The sequence below is a fragment of the Limosilactobacillus avistercoris genome (assembly GCF_014836425.1).
GTDB lineage: Bacteria > Bacillota > Bacilli > Lactobacillales > Lactobacillaceae > Limosilactobacillus > Limosilactobacillus agrestimuris.
Genome location: NZ_JACSQW010000008.1, coordinates 38022 through 62593, shown reverse-complemented (window position 1 = coordinate 62593; position 24572 = coordinate 38022). Strand labels below are relative to the sequence as shown.

Annotated in this window: 19 protein-coding genes and 1 pseudogene; all 20 read right to left on the bottom strand. The window is 40.1% G+C overall.

The features are described 5' to 3' along the window. Window positions 1-35 precede the first annotated feature (35 nt). The gene (locus tag H9564_RS04335) at window positions 36-335 is read right to left on the bottom strand and encodes a DUF1292 domain-containing protein (protein WP_191684292.1); all 300 of its coding nucleotides are present in this window, start codon (window positions 333-335) and stop codon (window positions 36-38) included. 11 nt (window positions 336-346) lie between these two features. Beyond that, window positions 347-790, bottom strand: a complete 444-nt coding sequence (ruvX, locus tag H9564_RS04330) for a Holliday junction resolvase RuvX (RefSeq protein ID WP_191684291.1) — start codon at window positions 788-790, stop codon at window positions 347-349. Then, a complete protein-coding gene (locus H9564_RS04325; RefSeq protein ID WP_191684323.1) occupies window positions 787-1032 on the bottom strand; it encodes an IreB family regulatory phosphoprotein in 246 nt (81 codons plus the stop codon). Before H9564_RS04325 ends, ruvX begins: the two co-directional genes overlap by 4 nt. Window positions 1033-1329: 297 nt before the next feature. Continuing rightward, window positions 1330-3984 carry an alanine--tRNA ligase gene (gene alaS, locus H9564_RS04320; RefSeq protein WP_191684290.1) on the bottom strand — a complete coding sequence of 885 codons (2655 nt, stop codon included), beginning with the start codon at window positions 3982-3984 and terminating at the stop codon, window positions 1330-1332. 261 nt (window positions 3985-4245) lie between these two features. After that, on the bottom strand, window positions 4246-5622 hold the full coding sequence (locus H9564_RS04315) for a DEAD/DEAH box helicase (protein ID WP_191684289.1): 1377 nt from the start codon (window positions 5620-5622) through the stop codon (window positions 4246-4248). Window positions 5623-5638: 16 nt separating this feature from the next. Then, entirely contained in the window at window positions 5639-6592 is a 954-nt protein-coding gene (locus H9564_RS04310) for a DHH family phosphoesterase (protein ID WP_191684288.1), read from the bottom strand. 254 nt (window positions 6593-6846) lie between these two features. Continuing rightward, window positions 6847-7755, bottom strand: a complete 909-nt coding sequence (gene gnd / locus H9564_RS04305) for a phosphogluconate dehydrogenase (NAD(+)-dependent, decarboxylating) (RefSeq protein WP_191684287.1) — start codon at window positions 7753-7755, stop codon at window positions 6847-6849. Window positions 7756-7909: 154 nt separating this feature from the next. Continuing rightward, entirely contained in the window at window positions 7910-8368 is a 459-nt protein-coding gene (gene yajC / locus H9564_RS04300) for a preprotein translocase subunit YajC (RefSeq protein ID WP_191684286.1), read from the bottom strand. Window positions 8369-8458: 90 nt separating this feature from the next. Continuing rightward, window positions 8459-9481, bottom strand: coding sequence for a tRNA-guanine transglycosylase (locus tag H9564_RS04295; RefSeq protein WP_191684285.1), 1023 nt, complete (start codon window positions 9479-9481; stop codon window positions 8459-8461). Between the two features lie 8 nt (window positions 9482-9489). After that, a complete protein-coding gene (gene ruvB, locus H9564_RS04290) occupies window positions 9490-10506 on the bottom strand; it encodes a Holliday junction branch migration DNA helicase RuvB (protein WP_191684284.1) in 1017 nt (338 codons plus the stop codon). A 17-nt stretch (window positions 10507-10523) separates the two neighbouring features. Next, window positions 10524-11126, bottom strand: a complete 603-nt coding sequence (ruvA, locus tag H9564_RS04285) for a Holliday junction branch migration protein RuvA (protein ID WP_191684283.1) — start codon at window positions 11124-11126, stop codon at window positions 10524-10526. A 17-nt stretch (window positions 11127-11143) separates the two neighbouring features. Next, complete coding sequence (gene mutL, locus H9564_RS04280) at window positions 11144-13135, bottom strand: DNA mismatch repair endonuclease MutL (protein WP_191684282.1); 1992 nt, start codon at window positions 13133-13135, stop codon at window positions 11144-11146. A gap of 10 nt (window positions 13136-13145) precedes the next feature. Then, the gene (gene mutS / locus H9564_RS04275) at window positions 13146-15791 is read right to left on the bottom strand and encodes a DNA mismatch repair protein MutS (RefSeq protein WP_191684281.1); all 2646 of its coding nucleotides are present in this window, start codon (window positions 15789-15791) and stop codon (window positions 13146-13148) included. Between the two features lie 212 nt (window positions 15792-16003). Next, complete coding sequence (gene rny, locus H9564_RS04270; protein WP_191684322.1) at window positions 16004-17563, bottom strand: ribonuclease Y; 1560 nt, start codon at window positions 17561-17563, stop codon at window positions 16004-16006. A gap of 190 nt (window positions 17564-17753) precedes the next feature. Beyond that, entirely contained in the window at window positions 17754-18839 is a 1086-nt protein-coding gene (gene recA / locus H9564_RS04265; RefSeq protein ID WP_191684280.1) for a recombinase RecA, read from the bottom strand. A gap of 88 nt (window positions 18840-18927) precedes the next feature. After that, window positions 18928-20169 carry a competence/damage-inducible protein A gene (locus tag H9564_RS04260; RefSeq protein ID WP_191684279.1) on the bottom strand — a complete coding sequence of 414 codons (1242 nt, stop codon included), beginning with the start codon at window positions 20167-20169 and terminating at the stop codon, window positions 18928-18930. 181 nt (window positions 20170-20350) lie between these two features. Further along, a pseudogene (locus H9564_RS04255) lies at window positions 20351-21300 on the bottom strand (MFS transporter). 184 nt (window positions 21301-21484) lie between these two features. Beyond that, complete coding sequence (gene pgsA, locus H9564_RS04250; RefSeq protein WP_191684278.1) at window positions 21485-22072, bottom strand: CDP-diacylglycerol--glycerol-3-phosphate 3-phosphatidyltransferase; 588 nt, start codon at window positions 22070-22072, stop codon at window positions 21485-21487. 21 nt (window positions 22073-22093) lie between these two features. Next, on the bottom strand, window positions 22094-23188 hold the full coding sequence (locus H9564_RS04245; protein ID WP_191684277.1) for a helix-turn-helix domain-containing protein: 1095 nt from the start codon (window positions 23186-23188) through the stop codon (window positions 22094-22096). Window positions 23189-23273: 85 nt separating this feature from the next. Beyond that, window positions 23274-24572, bottom strand: a complete 1299-nt coding sequence (yfmH, locus tag H9564_RS04240; RefSeq protein ID WP_191684276.1) for an EF-P 5-aminopentanol modification-associated protein YfmH — start codon at window positions 24570-24572, stop codon at window positions 23274-23276.

Below are 24572 nucleotides of genomic sequence, written 5' to 3'. Positions count from 1 at the left end.
TAGTCACATCCCAGCCTTTTTAGAATAAAGTTAAATTAAGCTTTAAAGTTACCATCATTATCCAAGAAAGTATTTAAAACTTCTTCAACCATATCCCATTCTTTATCATCTTCAATTGGTACCAAATCTTCACCATCACCATCTTGATTATCGGCAATAGCGTAGGCTTGAATATCTACTGAGTCATCATTTTCTTGTTCAGCTGGATAAATGAAGATGTACGATTTACCCCAATCATCTGAATCAAAGGTAAAAAGCTCCTTAAAGAGCTGTTCATTACCATTTTCATCAATCAGAGTAATCATTTGATCATCCGTATTTTGTTGCTTACTCATTAATTCTTACCTCATTTCAATTTTTGGACAAGTTTTCCGTGTCGATCTAAGTAGCTTTGCAAAATAAAAGTAGCCGCCACTTCATCAATAACTTTTTTCTGCTTAGCCCGAGAGATATCAGCTTCCTCAACTAACATCCGATGAGCTTCCACAGTTGTTAACCGTTCATCTTGAAAATCAATGGGAATCGATGGAAAACGCTTCTTAAGCAACTCACCATAATGATGAGAAGCCTCAACACGTGGGCCCTCAGTATTATTCATGTTCTTGGGTAAACCGATCACAAATCCCGCAACTTGTTTTTGCTTGACGATTTCAGCAACCCGGTCAATTCCAAAGACTTCCTCGTCTTCATTAATAGGGATAATCTCAACTGCCTGAGCGGTCCATCCCAGTGGATCACTAACTGCAATTCCTACGGTTTTAGAACCGACATCTAACCCTAATAATCTCATTTGGTTTCCCCATTATTCTTAAGGTATGACCGAACTAACTCTTCAATAATTTCATCACGTTCATGCTGACGGATTAAGTTCCGGGCATCATTTAAACGTGGAATATATGCTGGATCTCCTGAAAGAAGGTAACCAACAATTTGGTTAATTGGGTTGTATCCCTTTTCTTCTAGTGCTTCATAAACGGTCTTTAATGTTTGTTTAATATCCTCTTGGCTGTTTTGACCAAAATCAAAAAACATTGTCTTATCATTATTCCCTGACACACTTGTCACCTCCAGTGACTATTCATAGTCTAATTTTACTATAATCACCGATAAATCACAATTCACTAGCATGAAAAATAGGTCATGAACCAAACTTATTTTCCTAGTCCAGAGACAATTATACAAATTGGGCTCCAAAGTACGGAAAATCCAAACTCCGGAGCCCAATTATTTATGCGGAATATGAAAACGAAGCTGTAAATAACTTCTCCCATATTCTAATCTGAGACTTCACCATAATAATTCAATTAAAGTAAAGGCAAAATATTTTTATTATTTATTTAAGTAATCAGCTGCTTGCTTTAATGCATCCTTGATTCCTTCAGGCTTCTTTCCACCAGCTTGAGCAAGGTTTGGTCGACCACCACCGCCACCATTAATAGCAGGAGCAATCGCCTTAATAAGGTCACCAGCTTTGAGGCCATCCTTAACCTTATCATCACTAACAGCAACCAATAAGTTAGCCTTGCCATCATTAGCAGTTCCGAGAACAAGGACATCTGAAAGATTCTTAGCACGCCAGCTATCAGCCAATTGACGTAATTGACCCATTCCAGCAACCTGAACTTCAGCAGCAATCAAGCTTCCATCTTGAGTCTTTTGAACATTTTCAAAGACACTATTAGCTTGTTGGGCAGCAATCTTTGCTTGGAGAGTTTCACTTTGCTTTTGTGCTTCTTTAAGGTCACTTTGTAATGCTTCTACTTGGTGAGGAACTTCCTTAATTTGGGCAACCTTCAAGTCAGTAGCAACTTCATTAAGAAGGTCATCCCGATCTTGAAGGAACTTAAAGGCATCGCTTGAGGTTACGGCTTCAATCCGCCGAACACCAGCACCTACTCCTCCTTCAGAAACAATCTTGAAAAGGCCAAGTTCGTTTGTATTCTTGACATGATCTCCACCACAGAACTCGGTGTTATAATCACCGATCTTTACAACCCGAACCTTATCACCGTACTTGTCAGAGAAGAGGGCAATTGCTCCCATTTCCTTAGCAGAATCAATATCAGTTTCAACGGTCTTAACCGGAATTTCCTTCCAGATTTGCTCGTTAACCATTTGCTCAACTGCCTTAAGATCCTTAGCAGTAACTTGACCAAAGTGGTTAAAATCAAACCGTAAGTAATGTTCTTCAACTAGTGAACCAGCTTGTTGAGTATGACCACCAAGAACGTTCCGAAGTGCTTGATCGAGCAAGTGTGTTGCAGTGTGGTTCTTTTCAATCTTCAAGTGACGGATCCGATCAACAACGAGTTTATAACGAGCACCCTTCTTCAATGGCTCACTCAATTCAACCCGGTGAAGGTTCTGCTGGTTAGGAGCATGTTGAACATCAACAACCCGACCGACTTTCTTCCCGTAATTATCAATAATGTCACCGGTATCAGCAACTTGGCCACCCATTTCGGCATAGAATGGTGTTGTATCAAAGATCACTTCAATGTTCTTATCACCTGGTTGGGCTTCATCAGCTTGCTTACCATCATGAGCCAAGCCAATTACCTTAGCATTATCAACGGTTAAGTCGGTATAACCAACATACTTACTGTCTTCCTTAAAGTCAGTCCATAGATCGGTTTGAACCCCCATCCCGTTATCCATGTCACGAGCATTCCGGGCCCGGTTTTGTTGCTCAGTCATTGCAGCTTGGAAGCCTTCTTCATCAACACTTAAGCCTTCATCACTAGCATATTCCTTAGTTAGTTCAATTGGAAAGCCGTAAGTATCGTAAAGTTTGAAAGCAGTCCGGCCATCAATTTCATTAGTACCGTCTTGCTTAGCATTAGCAATCACATTGTTTAAGAGGTTAAGGCCACCATTTAAGGTTGCGCTAAAGCGGTCTTCTTCAGACTTAATAACTGATGCAATGTAGTCAGCATTTTCAAGGACATCTGGGTAGTAATCTTCCATGATCTTACCAACGGTTGGGACCATCTTAGCAAGGAATGGTTCATCTATTCCCAGTTTCTTTCCGGCAACAACGGCACGCCGAAGTAACCGCCGAATAACGTATCCTCGACCAACGTTTGAAGGAAGTGCACCATCACCAATTGCAAAGGTAATCGTCCGAATGTGATCAGCGATGATCTTGAATTGGATGTCGTCTTCCTTATTCTCAGCATACTTCTTACTACCACTAAATTCTTCAGTTTGCTTAATCAATGGCATAAAGAGGTCGGTTTCAAAGTTAGTTGGCGCATTTTCAAAGATCGAAACTACCCGTTCAAGGCCCATCCCCGTATCAATGTTCTTATGAGGAAGTGGTTCATAAGTATCTTCAGGAGTGTGGTTAAATTGACTGAACACAATGTTCCAAATTTCAAGGTAACGTTCATTTTCGCCACCCGGATAACTTTCTGGATCATCGTCAGCCAAATTATTAAATTCTTGACCCCGATCATAGAAAATTTCAGTATCTGGACCAGAAGGACCTTGACCAATATCCCAGAAGTTATCTTCATCAGGAATCAAGTGATCCTTAGCGACACCAACTTCACGCCACTTATTATAGGCATCGTGATCCTTTGGGTAGTAGGTAATGTAAAGCCGTTCTGGATCAAAGCCAAACCAATCATCACTGGTTAATAATTCCCATGCCCATGGAATAACTTCATTCTTAAAGTAATCACCAACTGAGAAGTTACCAAGCATTTCAAACATAGTATGGTGACGAGCAGTCTTACCAACATTTTCAATATCGTTGGTCCGGATACTCTTTTGTGAACTAGTCATCCGTGGATTTTCAGGAACAACTTTTCCGTCAAAGTACTTCTTCATTGTTGCAACACCGGAATTAATCCACAATAATGTTGGATCATTAACCGGGACAAGGGAAGCGCTTGGCATAATCTTGTGGCCGTGTTCTTCAAAGAACTTCAAGTACATCCGTCGTACTTGAGCACTATTCAGCTTCTTTAACTGCTTCATAATATCTCCCTTTCAAAAAAAAACAAAATCCATCCCTGCTTTCAGAGACGCCGAACTGACGCGGTACCACTCTGATTGCAACGATGGATTTCGTTAACCTCTTATTTCTTACCCTAAGGCAAGTTCAATATCAAATTTTTCGTATGGGTAGCCCCACTTAAACCTCTCTCAACTGTCACACCAACCCAGTTGTCTCTGCAATCTAAGATTTAAATGGTATGTCCCAAACGAGTCATATTATAACCAATTATGGTTTCAAGATCAACGGCTATTTCGTTCCCGTCGGTGTTGCCGTTGACGAGCCCGCTTAGCCTTTCGAATTTTATGCCGTAATTCAAGTTTCCGTTTCTGTTGTTCATCTTCACGGATTGCTCGCTTAATCCGTTTCTTGTAACCAGGTTTAACCTTCTTCTTTGTTTTCTTTACAAAGCCCTTCATTGTTGGATCAAGTTTAGCTTGCCGCCGACTATAGTTTTGTCGTCGGTTACGGTCATGGGTGGTTACGATTCGGCCATGACGAATTTCTTTTGGTACAAACTTAATTCCCCGCTCTTCTAACTTAGCAATTAAGTCATCTTCAGAAGGTGCATAAAGAGTAATTGCAGTCCCGGTCATTCCATTTCGACCAGTCCGCCCAACACGGTGGATAAAGTATTCGAGATCACTCGGGATATCATCATTGATTACTAAAGAAACCCCATCAATATCAATTCCCCGCGCGGCTAAATCTGTCGCTACTACATATTGAAAATCGAGATCACGAATCTGACGCATCGTTCGTTTCCGGCGACGTGCCTCCAGGCCACCATGAATCAAAGCAACTTTTAACCCCTGTTCACCTAAGTAACGGGCAAGCTCAATTGCACGTTCCTTAGTATTAGCAAAGACTAAAGCCAAGTAAGGTTCACCCATCGTGAGCAACTGGTAAATCAACTGGTTCTTATCGCGACCCTTAGTTGACATTAACCAGTTCTTAACATCAGGATTGATCACCGTCTCAGTTGGAATCTCTTCCATTACTGGATTTTCCATATATTTCTTTAAAAATGGCCGGAGCTTTTGCGGAATCGTTGCAGAAAAGACCATCATTTGTAAATCATCTGGGAAACGACTTGCAATTTGATCAACCTGATCCAAGAATCCCATATCAAGGGTCATATCAGCCTCATCAACAACAAACTTAGTAGCAGTATGGATATCAAGGGCCTGACTTTTAACCAAGTCTAGTACCCGTCCTGGTGTCCCAATTACTAGTTGTGGCTGCTGACGTTTTAATTGTTCAATTTGGTGTTGCTTATCCGTTCCGCCAACATAATTATGAATTGTTACTGGCGTTAGTAAATGCTTATTTAATTGTTTAGCGGCAGCATAAATTTGGTAGGCTAGCTCCCGACTTGGAGTAGTAATCACAGTTTGAACTTCATGCTGATTTGGATCCAATTGAGAAAAGATTGGTAAGAGGAAAGCATGTGTTTTCCCACTACCAGTTGCTGATTGCCCAACAACACTCTCTCCCTTTAAGATTAACGGAATTACCTTCTCCTGAACTGGGGTTGGCTGATGAAAATTAATCTCCTTAATAGCATCTAATAAATATGGTTGTAATTTAAAATCTGCAAATGTTTTTTGTTGGCTCATTATTGGCCTCCCTTCCTTATTTTTGGTATTTACTTACTAATATATCTAATTCTTTAACAACTTGTTCAATTTCATCACGATCAGCTGCCTTTGCACCACTTGCTAAGGGGTGACCACCACCATCATGCTGCTTGGCGAGTTCATTAATAACTGGTCCTTTTGAGCGTAACCGAATTCTAAAGTGGCCATCTTCCTGCTCTACAAAGATTGCCCAGGCAAGGACATCTTGGATCCTTCCTGGAAGTGAAACAACAGCAGAGGTACCAGATTCAGCAATCCCAAATTTAGCTAAGGTATCATTATCTAAAATAATATAAGCAGCACCACTATCATTAATCGTTAGGTTCTCATAAACATAGGCGGATAAACGAGCAACCGGTTCTGAAATTTCATTTTCCCGTTGGCTAATTGCCGCAGCATCGGCGCCAGCTGCCATTAGTGCACCTGCAACCAACATTGTTCGTGGAGTAGTAGCGGGATACAAGAACCGTCCGGTATCCCCAATGATACCCGCATAAAGTGCTGAAGCAGCCTTCTTCGGTAACTTTAATTCCTTTGCGAAGTGTTGATAAAAGGAATAGACCATTTCCGAACAACTTGATGCTTCAGGTTCAACCCACATTAGATCACCGTATGGTTCATCATTAGGGTGGTGATCAATTTTAATTAACTCATCACCATTATCAAACCGACGATCATCAATCCGCGGAGCATTTGCCGTATCAGTAACAATTACTAATGCATCGTCAAACATTTGCCCTTCGATATCATCCATTTGTCCAATCCAATCTAGACCAGGAATATCTTTTCCGACAATGTAAACTTGCTTATACGGGAAAGAAGCTTTGATAATCTCAGCTAAACCAACCTGTGAACCAATTGCATCCGGATCGGGACGTTGGTGACGGTGGATAATGATCTTATTATATTTTTTTATTTGTTCAAGAATTACTTCTAATTGATCAGCCATGTTGTATCTCCGTTTCTAAATTAATGCTTTTTAAATTATATCACTGCTAACTAGTTCGATTAAAACATTAATTCTACCGAAAAACATTAATTCTACCGACAAAGCAATTAAAAGTCTAGGTTTACTACATAAAAATGGGGCTAGGCACTCACTTATGAATACCTAGACCCATTTATAAAAGAGGAAAGGCTTAATATAAAATCGTGGACAATCCTATATCATCCTTTCCGTTTTATTATTAGCATTTAAATGGTTTACTTCTTAGCCTTGTCCATTGCGTGGCCACCGAAACCATTCCGCAATGCAGAAACAACCTTACCATCGAAGCTGTCATCTTGCATTGAACGGAAACGAGCACTCAATGCTTCGTAAATAACTGGAGCTGGAACATGCTTGTCCATTGCATCCATCAAAGTCCAGTGAGCTTCACCAGAACTGTGCATCCGACCAGCAATCTTATCAAGGTGTGGATCCTTTTCAAAGGCTTCTTGAGCCAATTCCATCAGCCATGAACGAATAACTGAACCATGGTTCCACATCTTAGAAACAGCAGCGTTATCGTAATCAAAGTCAGAAGCTTCAAGGATTTCGAAACCTTCACCAATTGCTTCCATCATACCGTATTCGATAGCGTTGTGAACCATCTTAAGGTAGTGACCTGAACCAGCCTTACCAGTGTAAAGGTAACCGTCCTTTTCAGCGATACCATCGTAAAGTGGGGCAAGACGTTCGTCAAAGACTTCCTTGTCATCCCCACCGATCATGAAGTTACCGTCTTTAAGGGCACCCTTCCAACCACCGGAGGAACCGCAGTCGAAGTAGTGAATACCCTTTTCAGTAAACATGCGGTTGTGACGCATAGAATCCTTCCAGAAAGTATTACCACCGTCAATAACAACGTCATCGGCATCAAGTAATTCAGCTAACTTGTCCATGGTTTCGTCAGTTGGCTTACCAGCAGGAACCATTACCCAAACTGTACGAGGCTTGTCAAGCTTAGAAACCATTTCTTCCAAGCTGTAAGCCTTAGTAGCACCGTAAGAACCTGCTTCGTCAACAAGGTCCTTGCTTAAATCAAAGGCAACAACATCGTTACCATTGTTCATCATGTTTTGGGCAAGGTGAATCCCCATCTTACCTAAACCAATCAATCCAATTTGCATTCTAAAATTCCCTCCTGTTTTACAGTCGTGATGAGCGAAAATGCAACACTCAATAGTAATAATGGTAATCAATCATTACCATTATGAAATTGCAAACTAAAAGGCTTGCAATAACATTCTTTAAAAGTGTCCCACGTTTTGCCAAACGTGTCAATTACTTTTCGTCATTATCAGCATCTGATGCTGGTGCTTCACTCTTGGCAGAATCAGATGCAGCTAGTTCTTCTTTTGCATCTGAGCTAGCTTCATCCTTTTTAGATGATTCCTTGTTTTCCTTACTTTCAGCCTTATCTTTTGCATCAGTAGCGGGCTTAACGACCCGCGCAATTGCAACCATATCAAAGGTTAAGTAAATTCCTTCACAGTCTAAAGTAACTGTCCGGTCTTCATGGTTAATTGAATCAATCTTCCCGTGCATCCGACCAATAGTGACAACTTCATCACCCTTGTGCAACTGACTCATCATATCTTGATGTTGCTTCCGTTGCTTTTGTTGTGGGCGAATCATAAAGAAATACATTAAAGCAATCATCAGAATGATCAAAATCATTCCAGAATAACTGCTGGCACTGCTTGAGGCAGCACCGAGGTTTAAAAAGTTTAACCCGTTCACTGAATATCCATCCCTTCAAAATTCTTCAAGTTTAACTGTAACAAAAAACACGGTAAAAAGCTACATACCTAGGGAGAATAGTGGCCTAAATCAATTAATCTGGGAACGAAACTTAATAATAAATTGATTAAGCCAAAATAAATTATGTTCCAAAATCAAATTCAAATATTGTGACGAATCAGTTTTTGCAAGGTAATGAAGGAATGCCCGTGAATAATGACTAGTACATACAGGACAACCACAATTTTGATCAATTGGTCCCCAGTCATTAGCAAAGTGGGCATGATCAAAGTTAAGTCGTTTTCCATCTGCTACCAATACATTCCCCATTACTGCCTCATGAACAGCAACGTCAGAATAAATAACATCAATTCCTGCAGACAATGCAGCTATTACTTGCTCAAGATTAGCCTTGACCTTAGTTACCCGAAGGCTTTCAGATGGTAGCATTTTTATAACAGTTGAAAGATTGCGTTTTACTTCCATAATCGTGTCAATCTGTTCTATTTGGGTAATTCGGTAGCCAAACTGTCCCTCTAATGAAGCAAGACTCTTACGATGAAGCTCCTTTAATCCACCGCCCGTGACCGGAAAAAGTGAATTATCAGCGTTAATAGCCCACCGATTAGTCAATTCTACTCCGGCAGTTAAGTCATCAACTGGCGCATAATAATCAACCGCCCGATAAAGTTGTTCACTTATATTGGCTCCTAAATGTTCTTGTAGCTGAAGCGCTTCTTTAGGAGATAGGCTTATTAACTGTCCTTCATTTGGCAAACGAAAATTAACCCCATTAGCTTTATACCCTCGTGGTTTAGCTAATCTTGCTATTTCTTCTGCTCCAGAAGTGGTAAACAATGCCCCTTTCCAGGCGAACAATTGACGTAAATTAGGTAAGTCACTTAACTGCTTTTTCCCCAATTCCTCTGCAAAAATAACTGGATCATAATACAGGGCCCGCGTGTTTGTTTCCCAGACTTGTTTTGGAAGCAAGTAATGGTTTACCCTTCCTGAATGAACAAGTAATGGCGTTGCTAACTGGAAATTATCGAGAACTAACTTTCCGGCCCGCAAACCATTCTTAGAACGCTCAATTTCAAAATATTTACTCATTGCCTGCCTCACTTTGTTGGGTACTCTAAGCCTAAATGCTTATAGGCTGCTGCAGTCACCATTCGTCCCCGTGCCGTTCTTGTTAAATAACCAATCTGGAGAAGGTATGGCTCATACATTTCTTCAATTGTTGATTTCTCTTCACCAATATTAGCAGCAATCGTTTTTAGGCCAACTGGTCCGCCATTATAGTAGTTGATCATTGTTAGCAGAAGTTTACGGTCAATCTCATCAAGTCCCTGATCATCAACTTGAAGCAATTTAAGTGCCCGTTGAACACTAACCGAATCAATTGAACCTTTTCCCGCAACCTGAGCAAAGTCACGCACCCGCTTTAATAGTCGGTTAGCAATCCGTGGCGTTCCCCGAGAGCGAAGGGCTAATTCGTGAGCACCTTCATCCTCAATTTTGGTTTGGAAAATTTTTGCAGAACGAAAAATAATCTTAGTTAATTCATCCTGGTTATAGTAGTTCATGTGTTCCACAATTCCAAAACGATCCCGCAATGGTGCAGACAACATCCCTGCACGAGTAGTAGCCCCAATTAAGGTGAATGGCGGTAAAGGAAAATGAACAGGATGGGCTGTTGGTCCTTCACCAATCACAATATCAATATAGTAATCCTCCATGGCAGAATATAGCATTTCTTCAACCATTTTTGGTAACCGGTGAATTTCGTCAATAAACAAAACATCACCTGGTTTTAGCTCATTTAACAGTGCAACCAAATCACCCGGCTTTTCAATTGCCGGACCACTGGTGGTTTTAATGTTTACTCCTAATTCATTTGCAATTACCATCGCTAGGGTAGTTTTCCCTAGACCTGGTGGGCCATATAAAAGGACATGATCTAAAGCTTCTTCACGTTCTTTAGCTGCCTTAATATAAACACTTAATTCGTGCTTGATTTTTGTTTGGCCAATATAATCAGCTAGTGTTTGTGGACGAAGTGTTAGTTCAATTGCTGCCTCTTCCTTTCCTGTTGTCTCACCAGAAACAATTTCATGTTCATCCTGGTTTGCCATCCTTTAACCACCCTCCTTTAATTTAATAGTCTTAACGCATGGCGAAGGTATTCTTCTGTAGAAGTTACTGGTTCTTTCTCTAATTCTTTCTTGATTCGTTTAACATCTCGTTCCTTGTAACCTAAGGCAGTTAATGCTTCTAGTGCATCTTGCAAGGCATCGTTAGCAGCTGCCTCGGCTGTTGATAATGGTTTGAAGAGATCCGTTTCGGTTGTGGTTAATTGTTCAATCTTATCCTTAAGATCCAAGCAGATTTGTGAAGCGGTCTTTTTACCAATTCCTGGGAACTTAGTCAAATACTTAACATCATCATTTGCAATTGCATTAATCAACCCATCATGATCCGGGTTAGCCAAAATCGCTAAAGCGCTCTTGGGACCAATTCCCGAAACGTTAATTAATTGCAAGAAAAGTTGTTTTTCATCCTCATCATTAAAGCCAAACAGTGAAATATCATCATCACGAACTGCCTGGTAAACATATACTGTTACTTTCTCCTGCTTGTCGACATGGTAACGATAGGGGTTTGCAACTAGCAACTGGTAACCAATGCCATTTACCTCTACTACAATGTAACGTGGCTTAACGATTGTAACCAATCCTGTTAGGTATTCATACATTCTCTTGTACTCCTCTTTTAAAATTCGTGTTCATCAAAATCTTGAGCAAACGGAACATGTGAATCTTGAATCCGTTTAAACATTTTTTCCAGATCTCGATCATTAAAGTGCACGGTCACAGGCCGCCCGTGAGGACAATTAAAGGGATTCTCACATTTTGGTAGCCGTTGTAAAAGTGCTTTTGCTTCACGATCATCAAGGTGGTGATTGGCTTTAATCGCCCGTTTACAACTCATCATGATTGCGGTTCGTTGACGAAAATCATGGACTGAGATCTTACCGTCATTAATTAACCATTCAATCATTTCATTAGTGGTTGCTTCTTCTTGCCCCTCCGCAAACCAGGTTGGATGGGAACGCAGGATAAAGCTATTAGGACCAAACGATTCGAGATGGAGACCAACAGCTTCAAGCACATCTAAATGCTGAGTGATTGTCATTGTATCAACCGTTGAATAATTTAGAACTAACGGTACTAAAAAGGCTTGTTGATCATCACTTACCTGGCCAATCTCTTTTCGGAATCGTTCATAATTAATCCGCTCCTGCGCCGCATGTTGATCAACAATATACAGACCATCACTTGCTTGAGCTAACAGGAATGTTCCCTGTAACTGACCGATATACTGTAAGTTTGGAAAACGTTTCTTAGATTGATCACTCTTATCTTGAACATCTAGCTCAATATTTTCTGCTTTTACAGGCTTTTGCGGTGCCTGTTCATCTGGACTTCCAAATGGGTATGCAATCCCCTCATCCTGATACCGCTGGTCGAATGCCTGCATTTGCGAACTCGCTAATTCATCTTTTTTGTGAATTACAATGGGCTCCCGAACGACACTATCACTAGCATCAGCATCTGCTGGTCCCCCATTCTTAACTACGGTAGCTGAAGACTGGGGATGAAAAGCAGTACTTGGGGTTGTGTATTGCTTAGCGGCTTCACTTAATTGGTGCTCCAAATTATCCACATCTGGTTCATCCGGGATAAATTGGTTAGCATCAACATCAGGAATAAGATTTTCTGTTGATATCCGCTGACGAATCACTTTAGAGATTAATGCTGATAGTTCCGGTTCTTTGCTTAATCGTACTTCCCGTTTTGCTGGGTGAACATTGACGTCAACCAACACCGGATCAAGTTGAATATTAAGAACGGCAATTGGGTAGCGGCCAACCATTAACTTTGATTCATAACCATTGATAATTGCCTTAGTCAATTCAAAATTACGAATATAACGGTGGTTAATAGTAATTGTAATGTATTGCCGTGATGCTCGCGTAAGTTCAGGTAACGATACTAAACCATCAATCTGAAAATCATTATCTTCACCCGCAAACGGTAACATCTTTTTACCGACTTGAATTCCATAAATAGCTGCCACAACCTGTTGGAGATTATCATTTCCGGCAGTTCGAAATAATTCCTTATTGTTATGAGTAAGGCTAAACGCTACTTGGGGGTTAGCTAATGCCAATCGGTTTACGATATCAGTAATTCGGGCTAATTCTGTCTGTGGTGATTTGAGGTACTTTAACCGGGCTGGGGTATTAAAAAATAATTCACGGACGACTACATCAGTCCCCTGACGTGCTGGCCCTGGTTTTAAATCAACCAATTCACCACCATGAATATGGATTAAAGAACCACTGGTACTTTCTGGAGTTGCTGTCGTTAAAGTAACATCAGCAACAGAAGCAATACTTGGTAAAGCTTCACCCCGAAAGCCCATTGTTTTTACCTTAAAAAGATCCCGTCTCGTCGCAATCTTACTGGTAGCATGACGCTTAAACGCAATTTTTACGTCATCAGAAGCGATTCCCGAGCCATCATCAATTACCCTAATGCTATCTAATCCAGAATTCTCAACAATAATATCGATTCTCTTGCTATCAGCATCCAAAGAATTTTCTACCAATTCCTTAACAATCGATGCAGGGCGTTCAATCACTTCACCTGCGGCAATCTGATCTGCTAAAACATTTGTTAATTCATGGATCTTTCCCATCTATGTCACCTTACTTTAACTTTTGCTGCCATTGATAGATCTGATTCATCACATCCATTGGTGTCATCCCCATTAGGTTGAGGTTCTTTAACTGTTTAATAATCTTCGTTGCAGCCGGATCCTTTGGCTTTGGTTTAGGAGTACCAAATAGTTCCATTTGACCATTGGGATCGACTAATGGCTGTTCGGTGACCGTCGGCTTCAGTGGCTGAACTGCCTTTTCTTTAATCTTATTTGGTTCCGTTTGCTGATTAGTCGTTGAAGAAATCGTTGGTAATTTTACATCCTTCTTTTCTAACAAACTGAGGATTTGGTCAGCACGTTTGAGCAACTTATCTGGCATCCCCGCTAATTTAGCCACGTGAATCCCGTATGACTTATCAGCAGGACCAGCACTAACCTTATGAAGGAAGACCAGTTCCCCATTCTTTTCAGTTGCTCCAACGTGGACATTTTTTAACCGTGGTAGGGTTGTTTCAAGCGCAGTTAATTCATGGTAGTGAGTTGAGAAAAGCGTCTTTGCCCGTAAATGCTCGTGGATATATTCAATAATCGCTTGAGCAAGTGCCATCCCGTCATAGGTAGCAGTCCCCCGACCAATTTCATCGAATAGGATTAAACTTCGATCCGTCGCATGAACTAAAGCATTATTTGCTTCCATCATTTCAACCATAAAGGTACTTTCCCCAGAAATTAAGTCATCAGCTGCCCCAATTCGAGTAAAGATCTGATCAAAAATCGGTAATTCCGCCCGCTCAGCAGGAACAAAACACCCCATCTGTGCCATTACCGCAGTCAATGCCAATTGACGCATATAAGTACTCTTACCAGACATGTTAGGACCAGTAATTAGGAGAATATCAGTAGAATCATCCATTAAAACATCATTAGGTACATATTCCTGATGTCCCATAAACTTTTCAACAACGGGATGGCGACCATCCTTGATCTTTAACACATGACCCGTATTCATTGCTGGACGAACAAAATGGTAATCCTCACTAACTACCGCAAAACTTTGTAAAACATCTAATTCAGATAATGCTTTAGCTAGGCTTTGTAAACGTTTAATTTGCTTTTTAACTTTCTCCCGTATTTTAACAAAGACATCGTATTCAAGCGCAGTTGACTTCTCCTGAGCACCTAAAATCAATGCCTCCTTTTCTTTTAATTCAGGGGTTGAGAACCGTTCCGCATTTACTAATGTTTGCTTTCGTTCATAACGATCACGAGGAATCTTACTGAGGTTAACCTTGGTTACTTCAATGTAATAACCAAAGACATGGTTGTATCCAATCTTAAGGTTATTAATCCCAGTCACCTTGCGCTCTTGCTCCTGTAAGTCAGCAATCCATTGTTTACCGTTATTCATTGCATCCCGATATTCGTCAAGTTGTTTATCGTAACCATCCTTGATTACTCCACCCTCAGTGACACTAATTGGTGGATCATCCACAATCGAATTATCAATCAGTGATGCAATATCAGTTAGTGGATCCAGTTGTTTTTCCAAGTCAGTAAATGCAGGCGCATCAAGCGTCTCCAAAGTATACTTAATCTTCGGGACCTGGAGCAGCGACGTCTTAAGCTGGATCAGATCACGTCCATTAACGCTTCCGTATGCTACACGTCCAGCAAGCCGCTCTAGATCATATACCTTAATTAATTCTTGCTGGATATTATTGCGCTCAAAATAGTGTTCAAGAAGTTCCTGAACCTTATCCTGACGGGCACTAATCTGCTTAGGATCAATGAGCGGCCGATCGAGCCACCGCTTTAAAAGGCGACTCCCCATTGCCGTTTTAGTTTCATCAAGCAACCAGGCTAACGTTCCTTGACGCTTACCACTTCTCATATTGGTCATCAATTCAAGGTTCGTTTTAGAATAATGATCGATCTTCATAAAGGAACTTGGCCGGTAAGAAATTGCTTTTTGTAAGTGAGCAAGTGACCGTTTTTGGGTTGTTAACAGATAAGAAACCAAAAGTGAGACAACTGCTTGCTGCCCCTTATCAGTTAAATCCTGGGTTAAATAACTCACTTCAGCGCCCTTAACAATTTCTGGTTGGTGCGATTGAAGAATATTGCGCTTAGTTAATTGTTGTTTAAAGTCATCTTCAACCGAATCATCAATGACTACTTCACGACTTTGCAAGTTGATTAACTCATTAATCGTCTCATCTTCACTTGAAAAATCAGTGGTCTTTAATTCACCAGTTGATAAGTCAGTATATGCTAAATAGTAGTAATCATCTTGGCGCATAATCCCAGCTAAGTAATTATTGCTCTTTGCTTGATCACCATTTAAATCCATCTGGGTTCCTGGTGTAATTAACCGGGTAACGGCCCGCTTAACCATTCCCTTAGCCTTCTTGGGATCCTCCATTTGTTCACAGATTGCTACCTTATATCCCTTGTCAATCAAGACATCCACATAGCTATTAACTGCTCGATGTGGAACCCCACACATTGGGATCGGGTTCTTTGCACTATGATTTCTTGTTGTCAGAGTTAATTCAAGTAACTGTGCACCTTTAACAGCATCATCGTTAAAGAGTTCATAAAAGTCTCCTAAACGATAAAATAAAAATGCATCCGGATACTGATCCTTAACCTTTTGGTACTGTTCCATCATTGGCGTCATTTTCTTTGCCACCTAATTTCACCCCGCAAATTTTCTCTCTACATAAATAGAACGTTTTTTTCGTGCAACTATACTTTACTTATTATATTTTTTGCATAATTCAAGTGCAAGAAAGTGAAAAACAAAATAAAGCTATTACTCCAGTATTAACTATTTTTTAAATAAAGAAAGAGGCCAGGAGCATCCCCGGTCTCTTTCCTATATTAAAATGCCTTAGCTAACATTTATTTTGCATAGTCGATCGCACGAACTTCACGAATAACCGTTACCTTAATGTGCCCTGGATATTCAAGTTCTTGTTCAATCTCGTGCTTAATGTCATGAGATAAAACAGTCGCTTGAAGATCAGAAATCTTCTTTGGCTTTACAATTACCCGTAATTCACGACCTGCCTGAATTGCGTAACTATGATCGACACCATCATGGTCATTTGCAATACTTTCTAGTTTCTTTAATCGTTGAATATATTGTTCAAGTGATTCACTCCGCGCACCAGGACGAGCACCAGAAATAGCATCAGCAGCTTGAACAAGAGCTGCAATTACTGATTTAGCCGGTACGTCACCATGGTGTGAGGCAATCGTATTAATAACTACCTTATTTTCCTTATACTTCGTAGTTAATTCGACACCAAGTTCAACGTGTGAACCATCAACTTCATGGTCAATTGCCTTTCCAATATCGTGCAATAAGCCAGCACGCTTAGCAAGAGTTACATCTTCACCTAGTTCAGCAGCCATTATTCCAGCAAGCTTAGCAACCTCAATAGAGTGATCTAGAACATTTTGACCATAACTTGTCCGGTACTTCATTCGACCAACCGTCTTAATCAAATCAGGATGCATCGAGTGAATTCCAAGATCAAAGAGTGCTTGTTCCCCAGTTTCCCGGAGGTTAGCGTCCATTTCTTGGCGAGCCTTATCAACAGCCTCTTCAATTCTTGCTGGATGGATCCGACCATCCTGGATCAGTTTCTCCAACGCGATCTTAGCAATTTCACGTCGAACCGGGTCAAACCCACTTAACACAACAGCTTCAGGAGTATCATCAATAATTAAATCAATCCCGGTCAATGTTTCAAGGGTCCGAATATTACGACCTTCACGACCTATAATTCTCCCCTTCATGTCGTCATTTGGTAAATTAACAACGGAAACGGTAGCTTCGGAGACAACATCGGCTGCACTCCGTTGAATTGCTTCGACAATTAACTTCTTTGCTGTCTTATCAGCAGTTAATTCCGCATTCTGTTCACTATCACGAATCATGATTGCACGCTCAGTCTTCAACTCTTCCTTAACTTGATCTAAGACCTGCTTTTTAGCTTCATCATGGGATAATTGGGCAACCTTTTCTAATTCTTGTTGCCGTTCTTCGATTAATGAATCAGCCTTTTCTTGGGATAACTTTAACTGGTTTGTTTGTTGTTCAAGTTGGTGTTCTCGTTTACCAACAGCATCTTCACGTTTTTCTAAAGCATCATCCTTACGATCCAATGATGTTTCTCGTTGCAAGAGCCGATCCTCTTGCTTTTGAACTTCGCTTCGCCGTTGTTTTAATTCTTGTTCAACACTTTCCCGGTAACGATGGCTTTCTTCCTTAGCTTCTAAAATTGCCTCTTTTTTCGCCGTCGCTGCATCCTGCTTTGCAGTGGAAAGAATTTGGTCTGCACTTTGGTTTGCAACTTTAAGTTGCTTCTCAACAGAAACCTTATGAATTGCATATCCAATAATAATACCGACAACCATAGCAAGCGCGGCGAAAACTAAGCCGAAAGCTTCCATCATTTCACCTCCGCTTTCACTATATTTTTATTATTGGTTCAATTAATTAGTTTAATTTAACCGTATGATAAATTAAATATCACACAAGTTAAATTTTAAGCTTGCGGTTAATTAGTGTCAACCACTCTTTTAATAATTAAAAGGAGGAGAACTACTAATTTAGTAATTCTCCTCCTAAAATTAAAAATCTTTACTTTTTACTTGCTTCTTCGATAGTTTCCTGCTTAGAACCAGTTTTAGAATCTTGCTTTTCGCTTTTATCTTTGTCGTTAGCAGTACCCTTCAATGGCTCCATCCCATAAGCTTCACGAACCTTATTCATTAGTTCTGCCATACTATCAGGATGTTCTGCTAACCATTTCTTTGCATTTTCACGACCTTGGCCAATGCGTTCGTCTCCGTATGAGTACCATGCACCAGACTTATTAACAAGGTCCTTATCAACGGCCATATCAAGAAGTTCACCGGTCTTAGAAATTCCTTCACCATACATGATATCAACTTCGGCACGCTTGAACGGTGGAGCAACCTTATTTTTAACAATCTTAATCTTAGTTCGGTTACCGATAACATTCGTCCCGTTCTTAATTTGTTCAGAACGACGAATTTCCATCCGAATGGTCGAATAGAACTTTAATGCCCGACCACCAGTAGTCGTCTCAGGATTACCGAACATTACACCAACTTTTTCACGAATTTGGTTAATAAAGATTGCAATTGTCTTTGTTTTATTGATTTCTCCAGAAAGCTTCCGCAATGCTTGTGACATTAACCGTGCTTGGAGACCGACGTGAGCATCTCCCATCTCACCTTCAATTTCAGCACGTGGTACAAGGGCAGCAACTGAATCAACAACAACTAAGTCCACTGCTCCACTTGAAATCAATGCGTCAGCAATCTCCAACCCTTCTTCACCAGTATCAGGCTGGGAAAGAAGTAGATCATCAATATTTACCCCTAATGCCTCTGCATATTGAGGATCAAGGGCATTTTCAGCATCAATATAAGCTGCTGTACCACCTTGACGTTGAACTTCAGCAACTGCTTGCAATGCAACAGTTGTCTTTCCTGAACTTTCAGGACCATAAATTTCAACAATTCGACCACGGGGATAGCCACCTACCCCAAGGGCCTTGTCAATTGCTAATGAGCCACTTGACACCGTTGCAATCTTCATATCGGCTGCGTCACCCATCCGCATGATGGAACCCTTACCGAAATTCTTTTCAATTTTACGAATTGCGACATCAAGTGCTGCTTTTCGTTGATCAGCCAAAATAATTCCTCCTTTGAAACGGAATATCCGTTAATAATCATAACAGTTTTGGACAAAAAAACAAGAATTTTAGCGAACAATGGTTCGATTATTTTTTAATTTCTCGTAAAACCATTTGTAAACCATACTGGACACTTAACAAACGAATCTCTTGTCGGCCTAAGTAACCCGCTAGGTGTAATTGTTTTGAAATTGGCTTTTCCCCCTTACGCGCTAATCCAATCCAAACAGTCCCTGCCGGATTACCTTCTAGGCTATCTGGACCTGCAACCCCGGTAAAGCCAAGCCCAAAGTCAGCACCAAGTTTTTTACGAGAATATTCAGCCATTGCTTCAGCAGTAGCACTACTTACTACCCCATTATGTTCAATCAACGTAGAAGGGATCCCTAGCAATTTAACCTTTGCTGATGCGGCATAAGTGACAAATCCTCCATCAAAAATTTCTGAAGCACCAGGAACTGAACAAATCGTACTCTGAAAGAGACCGCCAGTTAAACTTTCAGCTCCAGTAATTTTCAATTTTTGTTGTTTAAGTAAGTTAACTACCTTATTTACTAGGCTGAAATTATTTCCCATTCCCAGGTAATATTCACCCTCTTTTTCAAGAATCATCTTTGTTACCTGATCAAACCGGGCATCAATATCTATTTGCTTATTCATAAAGCCAGTTAACCGGAGCTCAATATTAGTAGGCTTAACATACGAAGTAATCGTGATGTCTGGATAAGTTTCCATCACCGATTTCAAATCATTCATCAAAATCGACTCAGGTCTCCCGAGAAAATGGAGTGCCCGGGTTTTAATTGTCTTTTGAATATTAAATTCTTTAATAATCATGGGAATCACTTCTTGTTCCACCATTGCTTGAAATTCAGAAGGTGGCCCTGGAAGGACAACGACGCGTTGCTTACCCAGCTTAACCCAACTTCCTAAAGCTAGTCCCCGCGAATTAGGAATCAATTTACCAACATATTGTGCCTGGCGCTTATTCTCTGGTTGAACGTCAATTTGGCGTTGAGCAAAAATGCTTAAAAGATGTTGCCATGTTGGGATATCAGTCTTTACTGGCATATCAACAGCCTTAGCAACTGCTGATAAGGTAACGTCATCTGCAGTAGGCCCTAAGCCACCGCAAACAAAGAGCAAATCAGCTTGCCCTTTTCCTCCATGAACACTGCTAATAATAGCGTCTGGATCATCACCAATAGTTACTTGTGACATTATAACAATTCCTAAAGAATTCAATTTTTTTGTTAAGAACGCTGAATTAGTATTAGTGATTTCACCACGTTGGAGCTCATCACCAACCGAAATAATTTCTGCATTCATGTTTTTTGCCTCCAAGTATTAATAACGTAAAAATTGTCTAATCCTACTTTTTAATTTCTATTCTAAATTCTAGATCAATCATATAACTAATCCCCTATTAATATAAGCCTTGATCTAAAAAGGGCCTAGTATCCAATAAAAATTGAAACTAGTGCCCAAAATAAATAATATTAGCAAGCCTTTATTCTTTTATACCTTCTTTAGCAAGCTTAGCAACTCTATTCTCATTAAACATAATGTAGATTAATAACAATAACGCAAGAGCTGCTGCTGAATAAAGAACAATATTACTTGCCAACCATCCATACTTGGAGACCAAAACACCAATTAAGGCCGTTGCTAAGGTTTCACCAAAGATATACTGGAAAAAGCCCATAAATCCTGTTGATGAACCAACAGCAAACTTTGGAACGGCTTCGTTTACCATTAAACCAACCAAAGTTAACGGTGCGTAAATTAACGTTCCCATGATAAAAAGGACGGTAACAATCAAAACATAACTAGTGCTAAAGAAATAGGTTGTCAGACAAATAAATAGTAAGATGACACAACTGATGCAGTGTAGAATACTGCAGGAATTGAGCCGGAGATCATGAAAGTTGCTAATTGAACAACGGCAACACAGACAAATGCACCAGCATTATGAGCGGATGACCAAATAGAGTAGATTGCCCCACGGTGTTTCTTTCCCCACCATAGTTGGATAATCCGTTGACAAGCAGCAGCCCCCATCCCCTGCGCAATTGACATTACCAATATCAGGAACATCATTACGTAAAGGTTTCTCGTGGCACCCAAGCCAAAGTTCAAAATTGCTGAAATAATCAAACCAGTTGCTAGGTAGTAGTTGGGGTTACTCTTATCACTAAGTGCTCCCATGAATAGCTTGGAAATACCATAACCGATACCAAAACACGAAAGGACCATTCCAATATCAGCAGTGGTAAAGCCGTACTGCTTCATAATATCATTCTGCTCGGTTGTAAAAATAAGACGAATAACATAATAGCCAATGTAACCGATACAGATTGACAATAACACACCGACCTGACGCCACTTATAGACGGTCGCAATCTTATTCTTTGGGACTTTAACCTTAGCATCAGGAGCCGGCTTTAAGAATAAAAGCATAGTTTCATCTTCTTATCATAAAAATTGAACCCTTCTTTTAAAAGGTACAGACCAATGTCATCATATTTCAAAACTAAAATGAACGTTTTCCGCCAAAACATCTATAATTATTTAAAAATAAAAACAAAGAGCGAATGTAAGAAGCTATTCATGACTCCTAAAGTTCGCTCTTCGTTTTTATTTACTATTTAAAACCATCTGAAAAGACATCTCTACCCTGAATAAAGTAATCAACACCAGAGTAAATAGTAAAGAATAGGCAAATATATAGCATGATTTGTCCAAATGGTATCCCCCAGATTGCAAAAATTACGTTATTAAGCAATAAGAAAATAATCGCAATGAACTGGGTAGTCGTCTTGATCTTTCCCGGCATTTTGGCAGCCAAAACAACCCCATCTTGTTCTACCAACAAGAGACGCAATCCAGTAACAGATAGTTCTCGCCAGATAATAATTGAGGTTACCCATGCAGGAACTACTTGATTTCCAGTCAAGACAATAAATGCTGTCATTACTAGTAATTTATCTGCTAATGGATCAGTAAACTTACCAAAATTAGTTACTAAATGATGCTTTCGTGCAATTCGACCATCTAAATTATCGGTCAATGTTGCTGCAATAAACAAGATTGCTGCAATAAATTGGGAAACCGGAATTGTTGCTCCCCAGAAACTAATGGCACCCCATGATTTCAATGGCAAAACCATTAACAACAAGAAAAAGGGAATGATGGTTAAACGCACAACTGTTAATTTATTAGGTAAATTCAAATTACTTCCTCCTCATAACAATTAGCGTGATTGCGTTTGGTTAGTCTGTGGTTGTTGGTTCTGTGACCGACTTTGATTTTGCCCCTGGTTTGTTGCAGGAGCGTTAGTTGAACGAACCGGAGTTGTGGTTGTATTCCGATTTGTTTCGTTTGTCCTTGTTGTCTGAGTCGTAGTCCGTTGGTTATTGTTAGTAGTTGTTGTCCGAGTAGAGGATGCACTGCTAGAAGCTGACGAACTAGAAGAATTACCAAAGTGAATCGTAACTGTTCGAGTATTATTGTAACGACCGTTATCAGTAAAGTTAATCTTCTTATTACCAAGCTTCAAACTCGTTGCTGAAGCATTTCCAACCGTAATCACAACGGTATTAGCAGTCCGTTTAATGGTTACGTCAGCCGTTGAATTAGCATCCATCGTCCGACTTAAGGCACTGGTTCCATCAGTAGTCACACTGTTCCATGCCCGGCCGCTTGTCTTAATTTGTAATTTTGTATCTTTCTTCAGTGAAGCAGCGTTATAGGTAACACTATTGTTATTCCGACTAACTTCCGTTAGTTTAATTGCAGTGCTCTTCTTCGGCGACTTAGTTGAGTGTTTCTTTACAGAGCTACTACTCTTTTTCCGGCTTTCACCAGAAACTGAAACAGAGCTATTATCAATCTTCGTGGAAGCATCTTGATGACCACGCACAATTGCGGTCACCCAAATTGCTGCCAAAACAATCACGATTACACAGGCAATAATAATTGTTGGCAAGTACTGGCGAACTTTGCTGACACCCTGACTAACTGTTTTCCGTCGGTTAGCCCGTGTTTCTACTGCTTGACTAATGTGCTCAGAATATTCTTTTGTCTTAGTTTGTGGCAGCTGTTCATTAAATTCTTTTAGCAGCTCATTGCCATCAAGACCAACAGTATCTGCGTATTGTTTAATAAAAGCCCGAACATAAAAGTCGCCCGGTAACTCATCAAATTTTTCATCTTCGATCGCAATTAAGTACCGCTTTTGAATTTTAGTTAATTGTTGTAAGTCATCTAACGTGTAGCCCTTTGCCTGTCGAGCATCACGAAGTTTCTTACCAATTTCGATCCGTTGTTCATTATCGTTTTCACTCATTGTGATATCTCCATCTCTGAATTTTAATTCCTACCTGCTAATTATAGCATGGCATTCCGTTATCAATTATTAAGAAAATCTTGAATTAACGGTGTTGCGGGATAATTTGGAATACAGAAATTCCTTGAGAAACGATGAATCGCTTAGCAACATCATAGAGATCATCTAGGTTAATTGACCGTAGCACCCTAATTTCATCCATCAGATTGGCCCCGTCAAAGAACTTTCCTCCATAATGATTAGCAACCGCTTCTGGTGAATCCAGCAAGCCCGTTAAACGACCAATTTCTGCATTTTTAATCTCATTAAAACGTGTTCTTGCAGCATCGATCTGTTGATCAGCACTTTCTAAAATAGCAATTACTTCATCCGCAAATCGTTCCATCTGATCGGTATCTGAACTGAAATATGCAAAGTAAAAATCACGTTGCATTTCTAGATTATAAGCAAATGAATCATCAAGAACTTCATTGTTGTACAAGCGGAGGTAATTATCCGAAGTATCATCAAAAAGAACGTCCAGTAATAAATCAATTGCTAACTTATAACGCAGCCGTTCCTGACCATCCTCAGGCATCTCAATTCCCCGTAAACCAACAATTACTTTTGGCCGAGCAACGTCCATGGTTAAGGATCTAAATGGAATTACATCGTGAGCCGATGGATCATTAAGGTTAAAAATCCGGTTTGGCTTGATTGCAGGTAAAAATTGCCGCTGGCTTTGATTTTGGGTTACCCAATCAACAATTTCGTCAGGATTCAAGTTACCAGCTAGAACTAAGTTCATGTTACTTGGCTGATAAAATGTCTTATATGTCTCCATCAAGTATTCAGGGGTAATCTTACTGATACTTTCCACTGTTCCTGCTATATCGATATGCATTGGATCATGAGGATAAAGGTTCCCCAGGATACCAAGATACAGTCGCCAAGATGCATCATCTTCATACATCTTAATTTCCTGAGCGATAATTCCTTGTTCCTTATTTACCGTCTGTTCGGTAAAATACGGTTCCTGAACAAAATCTAAGAGAACATCCAAACTTTCATGAACATGACTCGTAGTTGAAAAAAGATAACTCGTTTGGGTAAAACTAGTAAAGGCATTGGAATCAGCACCAAGCTTTCCAAATAAGTCAAATGCATCATGGTCAGCTTTCTCAAACATCTTATGTTCCAAAAAGTGAGCAATTCCATCTGGCACTTTAATAGCATCCTGTTTACCATATGGAACAAAACAATTATCAATTGAGCCAAAATCGGTAGTATAACTTGCATATGTCTTATGATACCCAGCCATCGGCATCATCTGTAATGTCAAGCCATTCGCTAATTGTTGTCGGTAAATTGGCTGGTTAAATTCTTCATAAATTTCTTTATTCAT